This window comes from Pseudarthrobacter quantipunctorum, from assembly GCF_045291495.1.
Lineage (GTDB): Bacteria > Actinomycetota > Actinomycetes > Actinomycetales > Micrococcaceae > Arthrobacter > Arthrobacter quantipunctorum.
Genome location: NZ_CP148033.1, coordinates 1,197,920 through 1,217,917, shown reverse-complemented (window position 1 = coordinate 1,217,917; position 19,998 = coordinate 1,197,920). Strand labels below are relative to the sequence as shown.

The 19,998-nt window shown below is 66.2% G+C and carries 19 protein-coding genes and 1 tRNA gene; 8 read left to right on the top strand and 12 right to left on the bottom strand.

The window, feature by feature from the left end; genetic code table 11:
• Positions 1–143: 143 nt before the first annotated feature.
• From WHH00_RS05615 to WHH00_RS05600, 4 genes are read left to right on the top strand one after another with little or no spacing between them, the layout of a single operon-like run.
• Positions 144–623: an Lrp/AsnC family transcriptional regulator gene (locus tag WHH00_RS05615; protein ID WP_350001937.1), complete on the top strand. Its 480-nt coding sequence runs from the start codon at positions 144–146 to the stop codon at positions 621–623.
• 30 nt (positions 624–653) lie between these two features.
• Positions 654–1,079 carry a DUF1761 domain-containing protein gene (locus WHH00_RS05610; RefSeq protein WP_406637211.1) on the top strand — a complete coding sequence of 142 codons (426 nt, stop codon included), beginning with the start codon at positions 654–656 and terminating at the stop codon, positions 1,077–1,079.
• A 34-nt stretch (positions 1,080–1,113) separates the two neighbouring features.
• Entirely contained in the window at positions 1,114–2,109 is a 996-nt protein-coding gene (gene corA / locus WHH00_RS05605) for a magnesium/cobalt transporter CorA (protein ID WP_406637209.1), read from the top strand.
• Positions 2,110–2,112: 3 nt separating this feature from the next.
• A complete protein-coding gene (locus tag WHH00_RS05600; protein ID WP_406637207.1) occupies positions 2,113–2,637 on the top strand; it encodes a hypothetical protein in 525 nt (174 codons plus the stop codon).
• On the opposite strand, the gene WHH00_RS05595 is transcribed toward WHH00_RS05600, so the two are convergent.
• Positions 2,634–3,443, bottom strand: coding sequence for a lysostaphin resistance A-like protein (locus tag WHH00_RS05595; RefSeq protein ID WP_406637205.1), 810 nt, complete (start codon positions 3,441–3,443; stop codon positions 2,634–2,636). The genes WHH00_RS05600 and WHH00_RS05595 overlap by 4 nt on opposite strands.
• Before the next feature lie 287 nt (positions 3,444–3,730).
• On the opposite strand from WHH00_RS05595, the gene WHH00_RS05590 reads away from it, so the two are divergent.
• On the top strand, positions 3,731–4,096 hold the full coding sequence (locus WHH00_RS05590; RefSeq protein WP_231457018.1) for a YciI family protein: 366 nt from the start codon (positions 3,731–3,733) through the stop codon (positions 4,094–4,096).
• Between the two features lie 43 nt (positions 4,097–4,139).
• Here WHH00_RS05590 and WHH00_RS05585 read toward each other — a convergent pair.
• The 4 genes from WHH00_RS05585 to galU all read right to left on the bottom strand — a co-directional run bounded on the left by WHH00_RS05585 (position 4,140) and on the right by galU (position 6,909).
• Positions 4,140–4,212 (bottom strand) — tRNA-Ala (locus WHH00_RS05585).
• Positions 4,213–4,340: 128 nt separating this feature from the next.
• A complete protein-coding gene (locus WHH00_RS05580) occupies positions 4,341–5,297 on the bottom strand; it encodes a hypothetical protein (protein ID WP_406637202.1) in 957 nt (318 codons plus the stop codon).
• Between the two features lie 81 nt (positions 5,298–5,378).
• Positions 5,379–5,999 (bottom strand): GNAT family N-acetyltransferase, encoded by a 621-nt coding sequence (locus tag WHH00_RS05575; RefSeq protein WP_231457017.1) that lies wholly within the window; start codon positions 5,997–5,999, stop codon positions 5,379–5,381.
• Between the two features lie 4 nt (positions 6,000–6,003).
• Complete coding sequence (galU, locus tag WHH00_RS05570; protein WP_231457016.1) at positions 6,004–6,909, bottom strand: UTP--glucose-1-phosphate uridylyltransferase GalU; 906 nt, start codon at positions 6,907–6,909, stop codon at positions 6,004–6,006.
• A gap of 115 nt (positions 6,910–7,024) precedes the next feature.
• Between galU and WHH00_RS05565 the strand changes: the two genes are divergently transcribed.
• The 3 genes from WHH00_RS05565 to WHH00_RS05555 all read left to right on the top strand — a co-directional run bounded on the left by WHH00_RS05565 (position 7,025) and on the right by WHH00_RS05555 (position 8,909).
• Positions 7,025–7,648, top strand: a complete 624-nt coding sequence (locus tag WHH00_RS05565) for a 5-formyltetrahydrofolate cyclo-ligase (RefSeq protein WP_231457015.1) — start codon at positions 7,025–7,027, stop codon at positions 7,646–7,648.
• Positions 7,649–7,773: 125 nt separating this feature from the next.
• The gene (locus WHH00_RS05560) at positions 7,774–8,043 is read left to right on the top strand and encodes an FmdB family zinc ribbon protein (protein ID WP_231457014.1); all 270 of its coding nucleotides are present in this window, start codon (positions 7,774–7,776) and stop codon (positions 8,041–8,043) included.
• A gap of 203 nt (positions 8,044–8,246) precedes the next feature.
• Entirely contained in the window at positions 8,247–8,909 is a 663-nt protein-coding gene (locus WHH00_RS05555; RefSeq protein ID WP_406637199.1) for a Flp pilus assembly protein CpaB, read from the top strand.
• 5 nt (positions 8,910–8,914) lie between these two features.
• Here WHH00_RS05555 and WHH00_RS05550 read toward each other — a convergent pair whose 3' ends face one another.
• The 7 genes from WHH00_RS05550 to WHH00_RS05520 form a co-directional block, all read right to left on the bottom strand.
• Positions 8,915–13,123, bottom strand: coding sequence for a DUF4011 domain-containing protein (locus WHH00_RS05550; protein ID WP_231457012.1), 4,209 nt, complete (start codon positions 13,121–13,123; stop codon positions 8,915–8,917).
• 130 nt (positions 13,124–13,253) lie between these two features.
• The gene (guaA, locus tag WHH00_RS05545) at positions 13,254–14,843 is read right to left on the bottom strand and encodes a glutamine-hydrolyzing GMP synthase (protein ID WP_231457011.1); all 1,590 of its coding nucleotides are present in this window, start codon (positions 14,841–14,843) and stop codon (positions 13,254–13,256) included.
• A gap of 98 nt (positions 14,844–14,941) precedes the next feature.
• Positions 14,942–15,508 carry a DUF3817 domain-containing protein gene (locus WHH00_RS05540; protein WP_406637196.1) on the bottom strand — a complete coding sequence of 189 codons (567 nt, stop codon included), beginning with the start codon at positions 15,506–15,508 and terminating at the stop codon, positions 14,942–14,944.
• Positions 15,505–16,341, bottom strand: coding sequence for an SURF1 family protein (locus WHH00_RS05535; RefSeq protein ID WP_406637194.1), 837 nt, complete (start codon positions 16,339–16,341; stop codon positions 15,505–15,507). The genes WHH00_RS05540 and WHH00_RS05535 overlap by 4 nt, the downstream gene beginning before the upstream one ends.
• A gap of 91 nt (positions 16,342–16,432) precedes the next feature.
• Positions 16,433–16,921: a PTS sugar transporter subunit IIA gene (locus tag WHH00_RS05530; protein WP_066277659.1), complete on the bottom strand. Its 489-nt coding sequence runs from the start codon at positions 16,919–16,921 to the stop codon at positions 16,433–16,435.
• Between the two features lie 41 nt (positions 16,922–16,962).
• The gene (locus WHH00_RS05525) at positions 16,963–18,702 is read right to left on the bottom strand and encodes a glycerol-3-phosphate dehydrogenase/oxidase (protein WP_406637192.1); all 1,740 of its coding nucleotides are present in this window, start codon (positions 18,700–18,702) and stop codon (positions 16,963–16,965) included.
• Between the two features lie 120 nt (positions 18,703–18,822).
• The gene (locus WHH00_RS05520; protein WP_066277663.1) at positions 18,823–19,959 is read right to left on the bottom strand and encodes a GuaB3 family IMP dehydrogenase-related protein; all 1,137 of its coding nucleotides are present in this window, start codon (positions 19,957–19,959) and stop codon (positions 18,823–18,825) included.
• Between the last annotated feature and the right edge of the window lie 39 nt (positions 19,960–19,998).

Here is a 19,998-nt window from a genome sequence, read left to right as displayed (position 1 = left end):
CAGTGGTCCTTGTGGGACTCCGGCGCGGGGTGGATATCCGATGCCTCAAGAGTGCGTTACGACTGCTTCTTTGAGCGTATTTTCATGGGAGAATTGCGCAGGATCATCAACAATGCCGTTCTTTTGTGATTGGAAGTGACTATTTGAACCAGCTGGACCCTACCGACCTCAAGATCCTCCTGGCCATGATCCGCGACCCCAGGATCCAGATCGGCGAACTGAGCGAATCGCTTGGCATTGCCCGGAACACGGCCCAGACCCGGGTCCGGCGCCTCCTCCGCGCAGGCGTGCTGCGGCCCGGCGGCCGCGAGGTGGACCTGGAAGCGGTGGGCTATGACGTGGTGGCCTTTGTGACCATCGAGGTGTCGCACCGGGAACTGGACGGCGTGGTCGCTGCACTCCGGCTGATCCCCCAGGTCCTGGAGGTTCATGAGATCTCGGGCCGCGGAGATGTCTGGTGCCGTGTTGTGGCCACTGACACCCACAACCTCCAGGCCTCGCTCCGGCAGGTCCTGAGGATCAAGGGCGTGATCCGGACCGAAACGGTCCTGGCATTGCACACCCATATCCCCTACCGCACCGAACCCCTGATCAGCGGCCTTGCCAGGGCGTCCGGCACCTGACGCCCTGGCCGGGCGGCTAGGATTTCCAGAATGGATTGGCTCTCAGACGTCTCACAGATCAACTGGCTTGCCGTGCTGCTGGCCTTCACCGCAAGCATGGCCATCGGCTTCGTTTGGTACATGCCTACAGTACTGGGCAACCGCTGGATGGCCGCGATCGGCAAGACGGAGGAGGACCTGAAGAACATCAGCGGCGGCGCCGGGATCTGGTTGCCGATGATGCTGGCTGCCGCACTGACGGCGGTACTGCTGGCTGTCCTGATCGCCCGGCTCGGGCTAGACAACGCCGTGGCCGGCGGCCTCTTCGCCCTGGTGGCAGGACTGGTCTTCCGCGCAGGCGGCCACGTCATCCACAATGGCTTTGCAGGACGCCCCGCGGCCGTCACCCTCATCGATTCCGGGCACGACCTGGTGGCGATGGCGGTCTCCGGCGCAATTATCGGAGGAATGTCCTGATGGCCGCATTCCTGTCACCCGGAGCGCGGCGCCCATGACCATCATCGACAACGCCGTCTATGTGGACGGCGTGCGCCACGTGGAACCCGAGACACTTGAGCAGACCTTTGACATGCTCGCCCACCATGGCGGGATGGCCTGGATCGGGCTGTACCGGCCCACGCCCGAGGAAATGGCGGCGGTGGCAAGCGAATTCGGCCTCCACGATCTTGCAGTGGAAGACGCCATATCGGCACACCAGCGCCCCAAACTGGAGCGCTACGACGACAGCCTGTTCACAGTGCTCCGGCCTGCCCGGTACATCGACGATACCGAAACCGTGGAGTTCGGCGAGCTCCACATCTTCACCGGCAAGAACTATGTGGTCACCGTCCGCCATGCCGAGATGGCCGGCGTGGCCCGCGTCCGGCGGCGCATGGAGGCCCGGCCCGACCTTCTGCGCCACGGCCCGGAAGCTGTCCTGTACGCGCTGCTGGACCGGGTGGTGGATGACTACGCGCCCGTGGTGGCCGGGCTCGAAAACGACATCGACGAAATCGAGGACCAGCTGTTCAGCGGCGACACCACGGTGTCCCGCCGGATCTACGAGCTGGCCCGAGAAGTCATCCAGTTCCAGCGGGCAATCCACCCCTTGCCGGACATGATGCACCAGCTGGAGCAGGGCTTCGAGAAGTACGGCGTGGAAACGGACCTGCGGCACAGCCTCCGCGACGTGGAGGACCATGTGGAGCGCGTGATCTCCCGGGCAGACTCCTTCCGGGACCTGCTGCAGAACGCCCTCACGCTGGACGGCACCCTTACGGCGAACCGGCAGAACGAGGCCAGCGCCGAACAGAACGAACAAGTAAAGAAAATCTCCTCCTGGGCCGCGATCTTCTTCGCGCCGTCCTTCGTGGCCGGCGTATACGGCATGAACTTTGACCACATGCCCGAGCTCCACTGGGAGTTGGGCTACCCGTTGTCCATTAGCCTGATGATTGCGATGGCGGCCCTCATGTACGGAATCTTCAAGAAGAAGGGCTGGCTGTAGGCCATGGCCGCCCAGCCGGAGCCGCCGGTCCTCCGCGAGGGCCGCATCCTGGTGCCCGGCAGCAGCCGGCAGCTGGCTATCTACGGCCTCTTCCCCCCGGCTCCCGGCCAGCACCGGAAGGCCGGCGCCGGGTCCCGCGTCTTTGCCGCCAAGGCCTGCGAGCCGGAACTGCTGTGGATCAGCTTCGACGAACTGTGCGCACCGGGTACCTCCAGGGAGGATTACTCCTTTCTTGCGGAGGGGCCAGAGTTGTTGGTCATCGATGATGTTCCGGCACCGTCGCCATCGGATGCAGGCCCGCGGGCCGCGGCATGGGAGCTCTTTGCTGCCGTGCTGACGGTTGCGGCGGCCCGGGGAACCACGGTGTTCGTGGCCGGCACCGCGCCCATGGATTGGGCTGCCGCGTCCGGGTCGGCGGAGGACGCCCGGCTGCGGTCAGCGCTGGCGGAAGCCGCCCGGCTCCTTGCACCACTGAAGCGGGTCGAGTCCGATGAGACTGTTGCTGTGCAGGGCGTCTCAGGGAGTTAGTGTGCGGGCCGGAGTGCACCCTTGGCCAGCTCGCGGCTGCCGGCGTAGGCAACGGCCGCTGCGGCGAGGACGGCAACGGCTCCTGCCAGGACCCACCACGCCACGAGGTATGGGTAGGGGCTGCCCTGCAGGTCGGAAAGGAAAAACTTCGTGAAGCTGTTGAACGCCGCGTGGAACAGGATCACCACGGGCAGGCTGGCCTGCGTACTGTTGTACAGCCAGGCGAGCAGTACCGACTGCGCAAGGATATAGACCGCAAAGGGCGTCAAGGGACGCTGGCCCGGGTCCGACACCAGTTCCGGAAGATGCCAGGGAAACCACGCCAGGCCAGTAATCAGAGCGGCCGACAACGCACTGTGGTCCCGCTGCAGCCGTGGCAGCAGGAACCCCCGCCAGCCAAGTTCCTCGAAGATGCCCACAATGACAATCGTGACGACGATGGTGCCGGCAACCTGCAGCACGTCCGACGGCTCCCGGCGCGGGACCGGCGCTCCTGCGATCACTGCCGCCCACAGGGCCAGACCGGGGACGGCCAGCGGCACACCCAGTGCAATGCCGTACCAGGCAGGATCAACCCGCCAGTGTCCGAGCTGGCGCAGGAGGCCGAACAACTCGGGGCGGCCTCCCACCAGCAAGGCAACCAGGACCGCCGCCAGCCCGGGCCCGAAGGGTACCAGTGGGCTGCTTTCCGGATTCAGGAGCACCAGCGGCCAGATGGACCAGGAAAGGACATACGCCAGTCCCAGGTAAAGCACAATGTCGTACCGGGCCGCCCAACCCCGCGGCCGGCGTCCGTGCACCGCCATCACAGACCTTCTTAGATTGGTGCCTGAGTGCTGTTAAGTGTGGCACTCCCTGATGCCGGCAGGCAGGCAACCCTGCCCCCGATAAGACGTTAGGTAGGTCATTGGGTTCTGGGGTGGACCGCGTGGACAGCGGGCCGTTCGGCGCGTCCGCGCAGGCCGGTCGCCGGATAAGATGAAGTGGTTCCCTGGAGGGCGTGTCAGGAATTAGTGCGCGGGCCTGCCTACCGTTGTGAGCCGCGCGAGGACTGCGCCACCGACGGGGCCCATCCACAGGGAGGCATCACACTATGAAGCACTTTCTGCTCAGTATCCAACAGCCCGACGGCGGTGCTGCGCCGCCGGAGATCCTTGAACCCGTCATGCGTAAGGTGGACGCCTTCAACAGCGAACTGAAGTCCGCCGGGGCGTGGGTCTTCGCAGGAGGTCTGGATCAACCAGCTGGGGCCGTGGTGGCACGCAGCAGGGCCGGCCAAGTGACCATCACACAGGGCCCCTACTTCCAGGGGAACGAGCACCTCGGTGGGCTCTCCATCATCCTGGCCCGTGATCTGGCTTCCGCGCTCGAGTGGGGGAAGAAACTGGCGAATGCCACCATGCTCCCCGTGGAGGTGCGGGAGTTCCAGGGCGGCCCCAGTGATCATTTGGCCACTTGACGAACCGGGCTCCAGGTCATGCCCCTGCTTGAGCAGTATTTTGTGGAGCTAAGGAGATTCGAACTCCTGACCTCTTCGATGCGAACGAAGCGCTCTACCAACTGAGCTATAGCCCCGGATGGATCCGCTCCTGGAGGAGCGGCACCGGTGACCCTAGGCTACAAATTTTCCCGGCTTAATGCCAAACTGCAGCCCCGAACCCCGCAGCGTGTTCCGCGGGATACGCATGCAGGGCAACAAACCGTCAGGCGCGGCGGCGCTGCAGGACGTCGTCGAGGTTGCTGAGGGCACTCTGCGCCTTGGACAGTTCCTGGCCTTCTGCGGACGCCGGGGCGGCAGGCGGCGCGGCGGCAACGCCTTGCTTGAGGGACGGCTTGCCCGCGGCCTTAGGGGCCTCCGGGAGCTCCAGCGGCTCAGGCGCCGGGCGCTCGGCCTTAGCTGCCTCGACGTAAACAGGCTTGGGCACCTCCACCGGCTCCCAGGTGGTGGGAGCAGCCGGGGTGGCCGTGGAACTGGCCTTGGCCGCGCTTGAATCGCCTGCGGCAACCGCGACGGCCAGCGCGGCTTCGCGCAGTTCCATGGCAGTCAGCGGCTTGACCCGGGGCTCGTGTGCCTGTGCGTCAAAAAGGGGGTTGTCCTTTTTTGCCGGTGCTGCCTGCGGCTTTGGGGGGACGCTGGCCACGGCTTCGGGCTGCGGGCGTCCCTTGCCAGCCGGAGCGGACATGGCGGCCCGAAAAGCTGCGTTGACTTTGGCCCTCCTGTCACGGACGGCCAGCCAGCGCAGGAGGACGACGGACCCGGCGGTGAGCGCCAGGCAGGTTAGGGGAAGCACAGGAGTGCCCAGCCCAAAGATCGAAAGCACACCGGAAACGAACGCGGTAAGCAGCGACAGCAGCCCCACCAGGGCAATGCCGGTGCGGCCGTAGCGGATACGGAACGTACCTCCGGATGGGGAGCCTGCAGTGGCGGTCGCGGGTCCGGCACTCTTCCTGGTGTCCATGGCTTTCTCCTGCTGGGCGGCGACGTTCAATACCAAAGCGGCTGGCGGTTCCGGTGTTTCATCTGCTGCGGAGTCCGCCGTAAATTCACCGGCGGGCTGGAACTGGTGCCTGCGGTTCCGGAGGACGTAGGGCCCAACCCACACAATCCAGAGCACGACGGCAACCACAAGGATCACTGAGCTGCTAAGGGGGAAGTCCACACTCAAAACCGTATGAGCATCCTGCCCGCTGCGGCAGCATTAGCTGCGGTGTGTCGTGGCGCAGCCGGCAAATCAATGGATTTATGACGGCCGCGAGGCGAGCCAGGGCCGGAGCAGCCCGTCCGGGACTTCCTCCGCAGTCAACGCAAAAGACCGGTGGTCGGCCCATTCGCCATTGATATGCAGGTAGCGGGGGCGGTACCCCTCGTCCCGGAAGCCCAGCTTTTCCACCACCCGCAGGCTAGGTCCGTTTTCCGGCCTGATGTTGATTTCCATCCTGTGCAGGCCCAGAGTCCTAAAGCAATGGTCCGTAACCAGAGCTACGGCAGTGGGTGCGATTCCACGGCCCGCGCGGTCCTGGTCCACCCAGTAGCCAAGGGTCGCCATCATCGCTGATCCCCACACGATCGACGAAACGGTCAACTGGCCAACAATGGCAGAACTCCCCGCTGTGGGAATGCGCTCGGTGATGACAAAAGGCAATGCCGTTGCCTGCGCCGCCTGCGACTTCAATGAGCGGACCATCTGGCGATAGTCCGGGAGGCCCCCGGCGGGATCCGGGTTGGAAGCTTCCCAGGGCGCCAGCCATTGGCTGTTGCGGGACCTGACCTCGGTCCACTCCTTCTTGTCCCGGTACCGGATGGGCCGCAGGATCAAGTCCCCGCACTCCAGTGTTACGGGCCAAATGGGACCAGCGCGCACGGCGCTACTTGGACAGGCCGGCGGTGAAGCCCGGCAGCCACTCCCGCAAGCCCGGCCCAAGGTCCTCGCTGTCGATGGCCAGCTGGACGCAGGCCTTGAGGTAGCTGAGTTTGTCCCCGGTGTCATAGCGGCGCCCGCGGAACACAACGCCGTAGACCCCGTACCCCTCGCCTTCGCCGGTTGCCAGCTCCTGCAGCGCGTCCGTCAACTGGATTTCATCGCCGCGCCCGGGGGCGGTGTGTTCGAGGACTTCGAAGACGGCGGGATGGAGGACGTAGCGGCCAATCAGCGCGAGGTTGGAGGGCGCCTCGTCAACCTCCGGCTTCTCCACCAGCCGGTTGACGCGCACGTAGGACTCACCTTCGATCGGCTGGACATCGGCGCATCCGTAGGCACTGATCTCGGACGGTTCCACCTCGATGAGCGCAATAACCGACCCTCCCGTTTCCGCCTGGACGTCAATCATGGTGCCCAGCAGCTCGTCGCGGGCGTCGATCAGGTCATCGCCCAGCAGAACGGCAAAGGCTTCATGGCCGACGTGCTGCTTCGCGCGCAGCACGGCGTGGCCCAGTCCGTGCGGATCCCCCTGCCGGACATAGTGGATATCGCCCAGCTTGCTGGCGGCCTGGACGGACGCAAGTTTCTCGGTGTCCCCCTTGCCCTCAAGAGTGGATTCGAGTGACGGGACCCGGTCAAAGTGGTCTTCCAGTGCCCGCTTGTTGCGCCCGGTAATCATGAGGAGGTCGTGGAGGCCAACGTTCACGGCTTCTTCAACGACATACTGGATGGCAGGCTTATCCACGACGGGGAGCATTTCCTTGGGCATTGCCTTTGTTGCCGGCAGGAACCTGGTACCGAGTCCGGCGGCAGGAATGACGGCTTTGCGAACTCTCGGGTTACTGGTAGTCACCGGACTAATCTAACGTCAGCGTCAAGCATTCAGTAACAACCGGGCCCGCGACACCCGCGGAGGGATGGACCACACGAACTACCGGCCGGACATACGGCAGTGATGGAGGAAGCACGTGACGCTTGAGGAAACAAAAGCAGCCAAAGACCGGATCCGCGCAGCCCACCGCCGCCGGCGGGCTGCGATGACTTCCCTGGAACGGGAGGACGCCGGCACTGCCCTTGCCAAACACGGCGCCGCGTGGGCGGCTTCGGTGATCCCGGCTGATGGAGCCACGGTGTGCGTGTACCTGGGCGTCGGCGCGGAACCGCCTACGCTGCCACTGATCGCAGCCCTTCACGACGGCGGCCACAGGGTCCTTCTCCCCGTTTGCGAACCAGGGCGTGAGCTGGGATGGGTCTTCTGGACGCCGGATGTCGAGCTCGCACGCAGCAAGTTCGCCCCCATCCTGGAACCGGTAGGGACCCGCCACGAAATTGAGGTCGCCGGGGAAGCGGCTGCGCTGTTCATCCCTGCCACGGCGGTGGACCTCGCAGGCAGCAGGGTTGGCCAGGGCGGCGGCTATTACGACAAGTTCCTGGGCCACCTTGCGTCAGCCGGGAAGGATATTCCCCTTGCCGCCGTTCTTTATGACGGGGAATTACTGCCAGCCGGCGCCATTCCGGTGGAGGAATTCGACCGCCCCGTCCCGGGCGTCGTGCTTCCCTCCGGTTTCCGGGGCCTGGCGAACGCTGCCTGACCGGAAATCCGGCCGCAGGAGAATGATAGAATTGGCACTCAGGCCCTGTGACTGCTAATGGATATCCGGCTGGATCACCAAGCAGCAGTCCGGGACCTCTCGTTTGCCCAAGAGGAGGAGCACCAGTGCCAACGTATGCGTACGCCTGCAAGGATTGCGGCCATGCCTTTGACATCGTCCAGTCGTTCTCGGACAGCTCTTTGACGTCATGCCCCGAATGCCAGGGTGCCCTGCGCAAGAAGTTCAACAGCGTGGGCGTTGTCTTCAAGGGTTCCGGCTTCTACCGCACGGACTCCCGGGACTCCAAGGGCAGCACGGTTTCGGCCGCTCCCGCAGCAACGCCGGCACCGGCGGCCGCACCGGCCGCTTCGGCATCCGCAGCTGCTGCCAGCTGATCCAAGGTCTTCACCTACGGCTCCGTTGGGCGGTCGGGCAAGGTTGTCCACATACCCGCGATGGCCACTGACGCAACACTTTGCGGCGCCCTTAGCGTAGGCACATGCCTGCATCCCGCCCGTCCAGCCCGAGATCATCAAGCTCGCCGCGTACCGGACTCCTCCGGAAACCGGTGCGACGCCGCGCCGGCAAGGTCCGCAGTGTGGAACGGAACGCAGGCAGGCGTCCTCCTGCGCGTTTTGCGGGCTGGTTAAGCCGCAACCGGCGCCTCGCTGTCGCGCTGCTCCTCTGCGCCGCAGCCGCCATCACGGTGCACCAGCTCACCCCTGCCCCGGTGTACACGGTGACTGCGCTGGCCGCCGCAAGGGACATCCCCGCCGGCGCCGCACTCTCGGAGGCTGACCTCGCCGCCGCACAGGTTCCGCCCGGCATACTGGCCAGCGGATTCCTCCGGGAACCCGGCGAGGCCGCAGGCAAACAGCTCGCTGCGCCCCTGCGCAAGGGGCAGCTGCTCACGGACGCCCAGCTTCTTGGTCCAGGCCTCCTCACGGGCACTTCCCCGGGATCAGCGGCCGTCCCCCTGCGCATGGCAGATCCGTCATCCATCCAGCTTGTCTCCCCCGGGCAGCTGGTGAACGTGGTGCTCACCTCAGCCAACGGCTTCGACCAGCAGGGACCACCCGAGATTCTGGCGTCCGGCGTTCCCGTGCTGTGGACCTCAGGCCAGGGCGGCCAGACGGGACAGTGGCTGGGCACTGCCGAAACAGACGGCCTGATAGTGGTGGCTGCCACGGCAGAGCAGGCAGCCCGGCTCGCCGGCGCCTCCACCCAGGGCAAGCTGTTCTTCGTCCTGGTGGGGCCGTAAGCCGCTTAGCCCCAGTGCGGCGGCTTCTGTTCCTTCAGCCAGGCGTCGTGGTCGTCGTCTTCCCGGTCGCCCCAGGCGCGGGGGTCGTCCTCGGCGGCTTTGTTGGGCACGGCGGGTTCCGCGGGCAGGGCGGACGTACCGGAGTCGGTGCCAGCTTGGCCGTCCTGGTCCTGACCGCCTGCCGTGTCAGCGGGCTGCCCGGCGTCCGGAGCGTTGTCTTTCTCGTTCTCCCGGGCCATGGTGCCCGCCTCCTTGCTGTCCTGGCCCTCGGCCGGTATGTGTTCGTCAATGGGCGCAGGGTGCAGGCTTTCAGGGGCCAGCGCGGGGCCGCCCTGGTCATTGCCAGCCGTGGCAAGCCGCTCCCGCTCCCCCTGGTTTTCGGCGTCGATTCCGTTGAGCGCCTGGTCCACGTCGTCGTCCAGGAACGCGACGGAAGTGGCTGCCCGTCCGGAAAGGGCCATCTTCTCCAGGCCCAGGTACCCGGCGATCCTGTCGGCGCAGGCGGAGGGATCGGTAAACACCTCAATGGTCCACAGCGGCATGTAGCGCCATCCCAGGCGCTCCAGCAGCTGGGGGCGCAACCGGCTCCGTTCCCGCACACTCATGGTGCGGTACTGCTCCGTGCCGTCCGATTCGATGGCAACAGGCCACGGCAGGTCCCCGTGGTCCTGCCCCATGGTGCTGAGGGGATCAGCGGCCGCAACGACGTCGATGGCGCCGTCGTACTGGTGCCACACCCGCGCGCCGCGGGCACGCAGGCGGTCCCCGAGGTCCGCCACCAAAGGATCTGCCCCCAGCGCCTGCTCGCTTGCCGCAGCCCGCGACGCTGGAGTTCCGAGGTCAGTATTTCCAGCAATTTCGCGGTCCAGCAGCGCGTACAGGTCCACGGCGCCGTGGCTCAGCCTGGTCTGGTCCAGGTCCTCGGGCCGGAAACAGGTGAGGACGTGCATGGACCGGCGTGCCCGCGTCATGGCCAGGGCGAACTTCTCCCTGCCGCCCTCGGCGGAAAGCGGCCCGAAGTTGTGCAGGGCGCGCCCGTGCGGGGTGCGGCCAAAACCGGGCGAGAAGATGACGTGATCGCGCACCAGTCCCTGCGCCCGTTCCAGGTCAACCACCCGGAAGGACTCGGGGCCGGCCCCGAAGAAACCCGCCAGCCCGGGGTAGTTGGGCAGCTGCAGCCGGATGGATTCCCCGATCCGGGCCGCGTGCCGGAGGCTCGCTGTGACCACGGCCAGCGACGTGCGCGGGCGCAGGCGTGCGTGCTCGAAGACCAGATGGACGACGCGGTTGACTTCCGCCACCACTGATTCGACGCCCTCGTGGTCGGCGCTCGGCAGCCCGGTGCCGTCCGGAAGGTATTCAACCAGGAGGGACCGGTCCAGCCCGGTGGCAGACTGGCCTTCCGGCAGCCGCCGCAGGCCGCCGTCGTAAAAATTCTTGCTGAGCTGCAGCACAAGGTCCTCATCCACCGCGCGGTAGACAAAGTTGAGCCGCCACACCGGAAGGACCTGCGACAGCGCAGTGAATGCGCTGTCCACGCGCTGGTGCGCTGACTCGCCGGGGGCAAGCCGTTCCACGCCCACCGTGAAGGTCCGGGGGCTGGCGATCCGGGCGTCACCGAACGCGATGACCTGCCTGGCACGTGCGATGGACGGCAGCACAGCCTGGAGTGAGGTCGCCTCTGCGTCCAGGATTACTACAGCGTCGAAGTGCTGTTCCGCCGGCAGCAGGCCGGTCATCAGGTAGGGGCTTACGGACCAGACCGGGACCAGGGTGCCGATCAGCTCCGGCGCCTGGGCCGTGAGCGACGGCAGGGATACGCGGCCGTCCTTGAGCAGGCTCCGGAGGAGCTCCGCCTGCCGGGGATGCGCGGCGAGGGCGCCGCGCCAGCGCTCTGCGAGATCCCAGCGCAGGCGGGCGGCGCCGCTGGCGATGTGGGCGTTGTCAGCCAGGCGGTACTCGGCCTCGAGCCTGCGGAGGGCGTCGCCGTCGGACATTGCCAGGTAGTCGTCGCCGCTGATCATTGCCTCCAGCGCCGACTGCCACCAGGCGAGTTCAAGCTCGGCAGCAACCGAGCCGGCCGGAACTTCCCGCTCCGCGAGGTCGGCCAGGAGCTCGCCCAGGCCGTGCTCGCGCATGTTCTCCACCAGCAGGGTGCGCTCCGGCAGCGTCTTCAGGGTGTCGGTGTCCGCCACCAGACGTTCCAGGCGCTCCATGAGTTCCTCGTAGCGCACCGTAGTCAGCGAGCCGCCGGCCTCCGTGTGCCGGAGGGCCTCGCCAAGGCGGGCAAGGTCGCTGTCCAGGGACCTGTACATGGCGTTCATTTCGGCCAGCCCCGATGGAACGGCAGGGTGCCGCTGTGTGGTGGCGTAGCGGGCCCACAGCGCACGCTGCTCCTGGACCAGCAACAGCGACGTGTGGAGGTCGGCGATGTGGACCCCCGGCCTGACGTACTCCTTCGCCACCCTGCGCAGCCTTGAGCGCTGCATGGACGTCATGTCGACGCCGCGTTCCTTGCGCCAGGACGACGGGGCCGTTGCGGAAATGAGGTCTGTGACCGGACGGTCGAAGATGTCCGGGGTGAACTTGTCCAAGCTTCCGCGGACCGCCACCAGGAGCTCCAGCTGCTCGCCCCACTCGGCGAAGGAGGCACCGAGCCGGATCTCCGCGTGCTCTGCAACCGCCTTCATGCGGTCGCGAAGCGCAGGGAGGCTCTTCTCCACTGACCGGACCAGCTCCTGGGCTTCCTCGGTTTCCTTCCGCGTCAGCAGCCGGGCGCCATGCCAGGGGCTGGTGGTGGATGCCTTGCTGAAGCTGCCCAGTTCCGCCGCACGCTTGAGCCTGCCTGCGAGCTCCTCACGGTCCCGGATGCTGTCCAGGACGCTACGCTTCAAACGCACGGTGGTGGCCGGCGCGGGGTGGATGGAGGTCAGTTCCGCCAGGGACTGCATGGCCTGGTACGGCGAGCACCCCCACCGCTGGCGGACATTGTGGAGCGAGGCCACATGGTCCATCAGTGCGTGGCGATGCTCGATCAGCGTGTTGTGGAGGTTTCCCAGCTGGGGTTCCAGCGACTTTTCGTTGCGGACAATCGCACGGACCAGCTGGGCCTTCAGCTGCTGGGCTGTGACGTTGCCGGAGAGCTGGAACAGGATGGACTCCAGGCCCAGGCCCTCCAGCTGGCCTGAGACTTCGTTCAGGCTTGCGCGGCGGTCCCCCACTACCAGGACGGTCTTTCCGGCATCCACCAGTGCCCCGATGGTGTTGATGGCTGTCTGGGTCTGCCCGGTGCCCGGCGGGCTGCTGACCACCAGGGAGTCGCCGGCGCGGGCGGCATCAATGACGTACTGCTGGTCGGTGTCCGCATCCAGCAGGAGCAGTTCGTCCTTGGGGTGCCTGCTGTCCAGGGAGGGGAAGCGGGAAGGGTCGGGCTCCTCCACGTCCACCATTTCCCCGCCGCCTGCTGTGGCCAGGGCGGAGATGATCGGGTTGGAGTCGTTGATCCAGGGGTCGTCCAGGTTGCCGGAGAGGTCGGCGAAGGTAGACACCAGCAGGTTGTGCTGCGCCTCGGCGCCATGGATGGGCCTAATGAGGGTGCCCAGCCGGTCCAGGACGGGCTGCGGATCGAAACGGGCGGTGCTGTAGGCAAGCCGGGTGACGGCGTTGACGTCGAAGACAATCCCGTGGATGTTCTTCAAATGCCGGACCAGCGCCGGGTTGATGTGTGCCTGCTCCGTCAGCTGGAGTTCGTAGTCGTCCTCGCCGGGCCGGACCGTCAGTGAGATGGCGGTGAGCATGACCGGGGCTGAAATGCGCTGCGGCTTGCCGCCCACGGCCGATGTCCACACAACCGTGCCGGCAGAGAGATAGCCGGCGTCAATGCCGCGGTCGTTGGCCAGCTCGAAGATCTTTGAACGGATGTTCCGGGAGGCCCTGGCTGCGACGACGTACTGCTGCCGGTCCCGGATCAGGGTGGAGAGGCGCGTCTTGCGGCCGGCCATCAGCTGGGCCAGGCCGGACGGGTGCGCGTGCGTCAGGTCGATGGAACCTTCAGGCGTCTTGGTGAAGCGCAGCATCGTGTCTGCCCCGGTAACGGGTTTGAGCCCGGACAGCCATTTGCGGAGCTCCTCGGAGCCCTCCGGGTGGCCTTGACCAACTGACACTTCTGCCTTCTTTTCTGCGTTTGCACGTGACGTCCTGGACCATACCGGCATAGGTTCGAGCGTAGCCGCTAAGACGGCAGGACTGAGAGACCGCAACACGTGATGGGCCTAAATTGCGGAGGTTTTTGCCCCGGGAACACCAGTGGCCGGCCTCCTTGACGGAAGCCGGCCACTCAGGATGCTACTCCCACTCGATGGTTCCCGGCGGCTTGCTGGTGACGTCCAGCACCACCCGGTTCACGCCCTCCACCTCGTTGGTGATCCGGTTGGAGATCCTGGCGAGCAGCTCGTACGGGAGCCGTGACCAGTCCGCCGTCATTGCGTCCTCGGAGGAGACCGGACGGAGCACGATTGGGTGGCCGTACGTGCGGCCGTCACCCATGACGCCCACGCTGCGGACATCCGCCAGCAGGACCACGGGCATCTGCCAGACTTCGTTGTCCAGGCCGGCCGCGGTGAGCTCGGCGCGGGCAATGGCGTCGGCCTTGCGGAGCAGGTCCAGCCGCTCCTTGGTGACCTCCCCGACGATGCGGATGCCAAGGCCGGGCCCGGGGAAGGGCTGGCGGCCCACGATCTCCTGCGGCAGGCCAAGCTGGGCTCCGACGGCGCGGACCTCATCCTTGAAGAGTGCGCGCAGGGGTTCGACGAGTTCGAACTGCAGGTCCTCGGGGAGGCCGCCCACGTTGTGGTGGCTCTTGATGTTGGCCGCACCTTCGCCGCCGCCGGATTCGACGACGTCCGGGTAGAGGGTGCCCTGGACCAGGAACTTGATCTTCTCGCCGTGGGCGGCAGCCTCGGCGATGATAGCCAGTTCTGCTTCTTCGAAGGCGCGGATAAACTCGCGGCCGATGATCTTGCGCTTCGTTTCGGGATCGCTGACCCCGGCCAGCGCGGACAGGAAGCGTTCCTGTTCGTTGGCGACATACAGCTTCACGCCGGTGGCTGCGACGAAGTCGCGCTCAACCTGCTCGGCTTCGCCCTCGCGCAGCAGGCCGTGGTCCACGAACACACAGGTCAGCTGGTCCCCGACGGCGCGCTGGACCAGCGCTGCCGCGACGGCGGAGTCCACGCCGCCGGAAAGGCCGCAGATGACGCGGGCGTCACCGACCTGCTTCCGGATCCGTTCCACCTGCTCTTCGAGGATGTTGCCCGTGGTCCAGTTGGGTTCGATCCTGGCGCCCTTGAAAAGGAAGTTCTCCAGGACCTGCTGGCCGTAGGCGGAGTGCTTCACTTCCGGGTGCCACTGCACTCCAAAAAGGCCTTTTTCCTCGTTGGCGAAGGCAGCCACTTCAGCACCCGCCGTCGTCGCAAGGACCTCGAAGCCCTCCGGGGCCTCGTGGACGGAGTCGCCGTGGCTCATCCAGGTGTTCTGGTGCTGGGGCATGCCTTCCAGCACCGACCGGCCCTCGCCAATGATGGTGGTTGCAGTCGAGCCATACTCCCGCAGCCCGGTCTTGTCCACCTTGCCGCCGAGGGCGTTGGCCATCGCCTGGAAGCCGTAGCAGATGCCGAAGACGGGAACACCGGCTTCGAAGAGGTCCGCACCGACGCTGGGGGCGCCGTCTGCGTAGACACTCGAGGGGCCGCCCGAAAGGATGATGGCGGCGGGGTTCTTGGCCAGGAGCTGCTCGGTTGTGTAGGTATGCGGAACCACTTCCGAATACACATTCGCTTCCCGGACGCGGCGGGCAATAAGCTGCGCGTACTGGGCACCGTAGTCAACAACCAGCACCGGCTTCTGGGAAGTCTGGGATGCAGTGGGAGTAGTCACCGTACTAGCCTACTGGGCGCCCTTGCACCGGCGCATCTTGAGAAGCCGGGCTGTGACGGAGCGAACTTCCGCCGCAGGCGTTGCCGCCCGGCAGCCGGTCAGTAGCGCTGGGGCGCCTGGGGGTTTGCCGCGAGCTCGGCCTCCACGTCGGCGTGGAACTTCTTCTCCACGATGAAGGAGAGGAACGGGACCACGCCGCCGAGGGCCAGCAGGATCAGCTTGAGGAATGGCCAGCGCATCAGCGCCCACAGCCGGAAGTTGGACATCAGGTACACCACGTACATCCAGCCATGGACGATCAGGACGGCCACGGAGAGGTTGACGCCGCCGAGGACTCCGGGAGGTTCGGCATCCGCGAAGCCGAACCCGAAGGGCTGGCCCGTCACGGCATTGGTTCCGCCGGCAAAGAGGTACTGCCCGAACCCGTAGCGGGCAATCAGTTCGGCGCACAGCAGCAGCAGCATCCCGCCGGTGAGGTAGGCCAGCACCTTGTAGAACTTCAGGGCCGAGCGGATCTGGGCTTCGGTTCCACCGAAACGGCGCTTCTTGCCGCCTGCCTTGGTGGCTGGGTCAGTGCCTGTGTTGGCGGCTGTGTTGGTGCCCGTATTAGTGCCTGTGTTGGTGCCTGCGGCCGCGGCGGGGTTTGCCGGTTTAGGGTCAATCATGGCTGTACCTCTTGCTGGTTGTGTTCTGGGTGCTGGTTGTCTTCATCGCTGTCCTCAAGCCTTTCCTCAAGGTCGCGGTGGTAGTCGTCCTTGACGAGCCGCCACCAGATGAAGAGTGCGAAGCCTGCGAAGACCACCCACTCGAGGGAGTAGAAGAGGTTGAGCCAGTTGATCTGCTGGGCGGGCGGCTGGGGGCCGATGTCCAGGGCAAGAAGGTCGCCCGGCACCGCGGCGGCGCTGAAGTCCGCGCCGTTGGCCACTTCGGCGGTGGCGGCCACGAACCCGGGATAGCTGCTGACCTCCCAGTAATTGATCAGCTCGGCCACGGACACGGCGGTCGCCTCACCTGGCTTGGGTGCCGTCCCCGGCACGGGCGCCTCGGACGGCAGCAGCCGCCCGGTCAGTTCGAGGGTTCCCGACGGCGGTGCGGGGGCATCGCCGGGTTCCGCCACCCAGCCGCGGGCCACCGGGATCCAGGTCTGCGGCGACGCTGCTGCGCCGGTCAGGGCGGGGGCCCCGTTGACGGCGAAAGCGGACACCACCCAGTAGCCGGTCTTGCCGTCATGCAGCCGCCCCGGGACCAGGAGCTGTTTTGAGGGGTCGTAGGATCCCTGGGCCGAGACCATCTGGTCCGCGTCCGTTCCGTGGAAGAACTCGCCCGGCTGGAGGGTCTCGGTTAGCGGCTGGACCTGCTCGGTGGCAGGATTCGTGGGCACCTCGGGCTGGGTGGAGCGCCCGAACTGCCATTGGCTCAGCAGCACAAAGACCCCGGAAACAGCGATCGCAAAGACAAAACCGGCGATCCATCGGGGCTTAAGAGCAGTTTTCCACACGTCTTAACCGTACTTCGTAGCGCTGTAGAACAACTAAACGCGAGACCAGGGCCAGGTCCTGCCTCCGGGCGGGACCAGGGCTGCGGTCCGGTCAGTGATCGAAGAACACCAGGCTGGAGTTGATGAGCTCGGCGATCATATCGGGATCATAGGCCCGGCGCAGCGACTCCCGGAACGACTCCTTGGACAGGGACCGGGCCAGCGTGGCGAGGACCTCAAGGTGGTCGGAGAAGGAGCTCGCCGGGGTGGCAATCAGCAGGATCACCGTGGCCGGACCATCGGCGGCGCCGAAATCGAGGGCGTGCCCGTACTTGGTAATCCCGACGGCGATGGAGGTGCGGGAGACAAACTCGCTGCGGGCGTGCGGCAGGCCGATGCCGCCCGGCAGTCCCGTAGCGAGCTGGTGTTCCCGGGCGTTCACATGCTTAAGGAACCCGTCCAGGTCCGAAATCCGCCCGGCGGCGTGCAACCGCTTGGCAAGCTGGGTGGCGGCGTCGGCCTTGTCCTTAGCCTCCAGCTCCAAGATCACCATGTCCGGCGTGGTGAGCTCGGCGTCGTACCGGTCAAGTGGTTCCGCCAAGGCGTATCCCTTCAGTCAGCGTTGCTGGTGCCGTGAATCCCTCAGCGCAGGGGCACGATGTCTTCCACGCCCAGGCGGGCGGCGTCTGCGGATTCGTCGTCCGGCTGTTGCTGGCTGAGGCGTTCGGCCTCCACCCGTGCAATGTAGTGCCGCACCTCGTTTTCACGCTGGGCGTCACTCCAGCCAAGGACGTCACCCATTAGTTTAGCGACAACAGGCACGGCGGACACTCCGCGGTCCCAGGCCTCGATGGAAATCCGTGTCCTTCGCGTCAGCACGTCATGGACGTGGCGGGCGCCCTCATGGGTTGCGGCGTAGACGGCCTCCGCCTGGAGGTAATCGTCGGCGCCCGGCAGGGGCTCAGCGAGGGCTGGATTCTCCCCGATGATGGACAGCACCTCGGAGGTCATGGATCCGTAGCGGTTCAGCAGGTGCTCAATCCGGGCAACATGCACCCCGGACTCCTCAGCGGTACGGTTGCGGCGGTTCCACGCCGCCCTGTAACCCTGTGCGCCAAGCAGGGGGATCGTCTCCGTGCAGCTGGGCGGAACCCGCTCGTCCATGGTGCGGGTGGCTTCATCCACCGCGTCCTTGGCCATGACCCGGTAAGTGGTCCACTTGCCGCCGGCCACCACCACAAGGCCCGGAACGGGGTGGGCCACCACGTGTTCGCGGGACAGTTTGGCGGTGGAGTCGTTTTCCCCGGCCAGCAGCGGACGCAGGCCGGCGTAGACGCCTTCGACGTCCTCGCGGGTCAGCGGACGCTTGAGGACCTTGTTGACGTGTTCCAGGATGTAGTCGATGTCCTTGCTGGAGGCAGCCGGATGGGCTTTGTCCAGGTTCCAGTCGGTGTCCGTGGTGCCGATAATCCAGTGCCGGCCCCACGGAATGACGAACAGCACCGACTTTTCGGTGCGCAGGATCAGGCCAACAGTGGACTGGAAACGGTCCCGCGGCACCACCAGGTGGATGCCCTTGGAGGCACGGACCTTCAACTGGCCGCGATCGGTCACCATGGCCTGGGTTTCGTCCGTCCACACGCCGGTGGCGTTGATGACCTGCTTGGCGCGGATGTTGAACTGCGTCCCGTCCTCGTGGTTGACCACCTTGGCCCCCACCACCCGCTCGCCTTCGCGGAGGAAGTCCACAACCTTCATCTGGTTGACGGCGTGGGCGCCGTAGTAGGCGGCGGTACGGACCAGGTTGGCGCAGTACTTCGCGTCATCCACCTGGCCGTCGTAGTACCGGATGGAGCCCACGAACGCATCGTTCTTAAGGCTGGGGGCAGCGCGCAGGGTGCCCCGGCGGCTGAGGTGCTTGTGGAACGGCACTCCCCTGCTGTGCCCGCTGGAGACGGACATGGCGTCATAAAGTGCGATGCCGGCTCCCACATAGGGGCGCTCGATGAAGGGCTTGGTCAGCGGATACAGGAAGGGCACGGGCCTGGCCAGGTGCGGCGCCAGTTCGGAGAGCAGCAGCCCCCGCTCCTGCAGCGCCTCCTTCACCAGGCCGAAATCGAGCATCTCCAGGTACCGGAGGCCGCCGTGGATGAGCTTCGAGGACCGGGAGGACGTGCCGGCAGCCCAGTCGTTCGCTTCGACGATGCCGACGCTGAGGCCGCGGGTGACAGCGTCCAGGGCTGCCCCGGTGCCGACGATGCCGCCGCCAACGATGAGGATGTCCAGTTCCTGGCCGGGGTCCGCCGTGCCCCGCAGCCCTTGGATGGATGCTTCCCTGGCTTCCGGGCCGAGGGCCCCGCCGTTAACAGGAAAATTCTTCATTGAACGCCTCCAGTGCCTCAAGTGCCGGTAGTAAAACCACCCTACTTGCTTGCGGCACGCTTGGGCAGGAGGGCAGCGGCGGGATACCGCCGCAGCCCTCCCGGTTCCGGGGGGAGTGCGTCAGTTCCCGGAGTACGGGGAAACCACGACGTCGACCCGCTGGAATTCCTTCAGGTCCGAGTAGCCGGTGGTCGCCATGGAGCGGCGCAGCGCACCAATGAGGTTGGAGGTTCCGTTGGTGTGGTGGCCCGGGCCGAACAGGACTTCCTCCAGCGGTCCCACGGTGCCCACGTTGGCGCGGTCTCCGCGGGGAAGCTCGAGGTGGTGGGCTTCCTGGCCCCAGTGCCATCCCTTGCCCGGCGCCTCTTCGGCCCGTGCCAGTGCACTGCCGAGCATAACGGCGTCGGCCCCCATTGCGATCGCCTTGACGATGTCGCCCGAGGTGCCCATGCCGCCGTCGGCAATGACATGCACGTACCGGCCGCCGGACTCGTCCATGTAGTCGCGGCGGGCGGCGGCGACGTCGGAAATTGCGGACGCCATGGGCGAATGGATGCCCAATGCGCGGCGGGTGGTGGTGGTGGCACCCCCTCCGAAGCCCACCAGCACGCCGGCGGCGCCGGTGCGCATGAGGTGCAGCGCGGGCGTGTAGCCGGCCGCACCGCCCACGATGACGGGGACGTCCAGTTCGTAGATGAACTGCTTGAGGTTCAGCGGTTCGTGGTCCTTGGAGACGTGCTCGGCGGACACGGTGGTGCCGCGGATGACAAAGATGTCGACGCCGGCGGCCACCACGGTCTTGTAGTGCTCCTGGGTGCGCTGCGGGGTCAGCGACCCTGCCACCGTCACTCCGGCCTCTCGGATCTCGGCCAGGCGGGAGGTGATCAGCTCAGGCTGGATGGGGGCCTTGTACAGCTCCTGCATCCGTCCGGTCACGGCCGGGCTGTTGGTTTCATCCTCCAGGGCGCCGATTTCGTCCAGGATGGGCTGCGGGTCCTCGTACCGGGTCCACAGGCCTTCGAGGTCCAGCACGCCGAGGCCGCCGAGCCGGCCCAGCGCGATAGCTGTCTGCGGGGACATGGCTGAGTCCATGGGCGCTGCAATGACGGGCATGTCGAACTTGTAGGCGTCAATCTGCCAGGAGACGGAGACGTCCTTGGGGTCGCGGGTACGACGGTTAGGGACGATTGCAATGTCATCCAGGGAGTAGGCACGACGCCCACGCTTGCCACGGCCGATCTCGATCTCGTAAGTCACTGCTCTAGGTTATCCCAGCAGCTGTGGTGTGTTTGGCTA

Coding starts and splice junctions, on each gene's coding strand:
- WHH00_RS05595 (WP_406637205.1), bottom strand. CDS start 3,443: ATGGCGGTGCACGGACGCCGGCCGCGGGGTTGGGCGGCCCGGTACGAC.
- corA (WP_406637209.1), top strand. CDS start 1,114: ATGACCATCATCGACAACGCCGTCTATGTGGACGGCGTGCGCCACGTG.
- WHH00_RS05525 (WP_406637192.1), bottom strand. CDS start 18,702: ATGAAGAATTTTCCTGTTAACGGCGGGGCCCTCGGCCCGGAAGCCAGG.
- WHH00_RS05540 (WP_406637196.1), bottom strand. CDS start 15,508: ATGATTGACCCTAAACCGGCAAACCCCGCCGCGGCCGCAGGCACCAAC.
- WHH00_RS05600 (WP_406637207.1), top strand. CDS start 2,113: ATGGCCGCCCAGCCGGAGCCGCCGGTCCTCCGCGAGGGCCGCATCCTG.
- WHH00_RS05550 (WP_231457012.1), bottom strand. CDS start 13,123: ATGCCGGTATGGTCCAGGACGTCACGTGCAAACGCAGAAAAGAAGGCA.
- WHH00_RS05610 (WP_406637211.1), top strand. CDS start 654: ATGGATTGGCTCTCAGACGTCTCACAGATCAACTGGCTTGCCGTGCTG.
- WHH00_RS05590 (WP_231457018.1), top strand. CDS start 3,731: ATGAAGCACTTTCTGCTCAGTATCCAACAGCCCGACGGCGGTGCTGCG.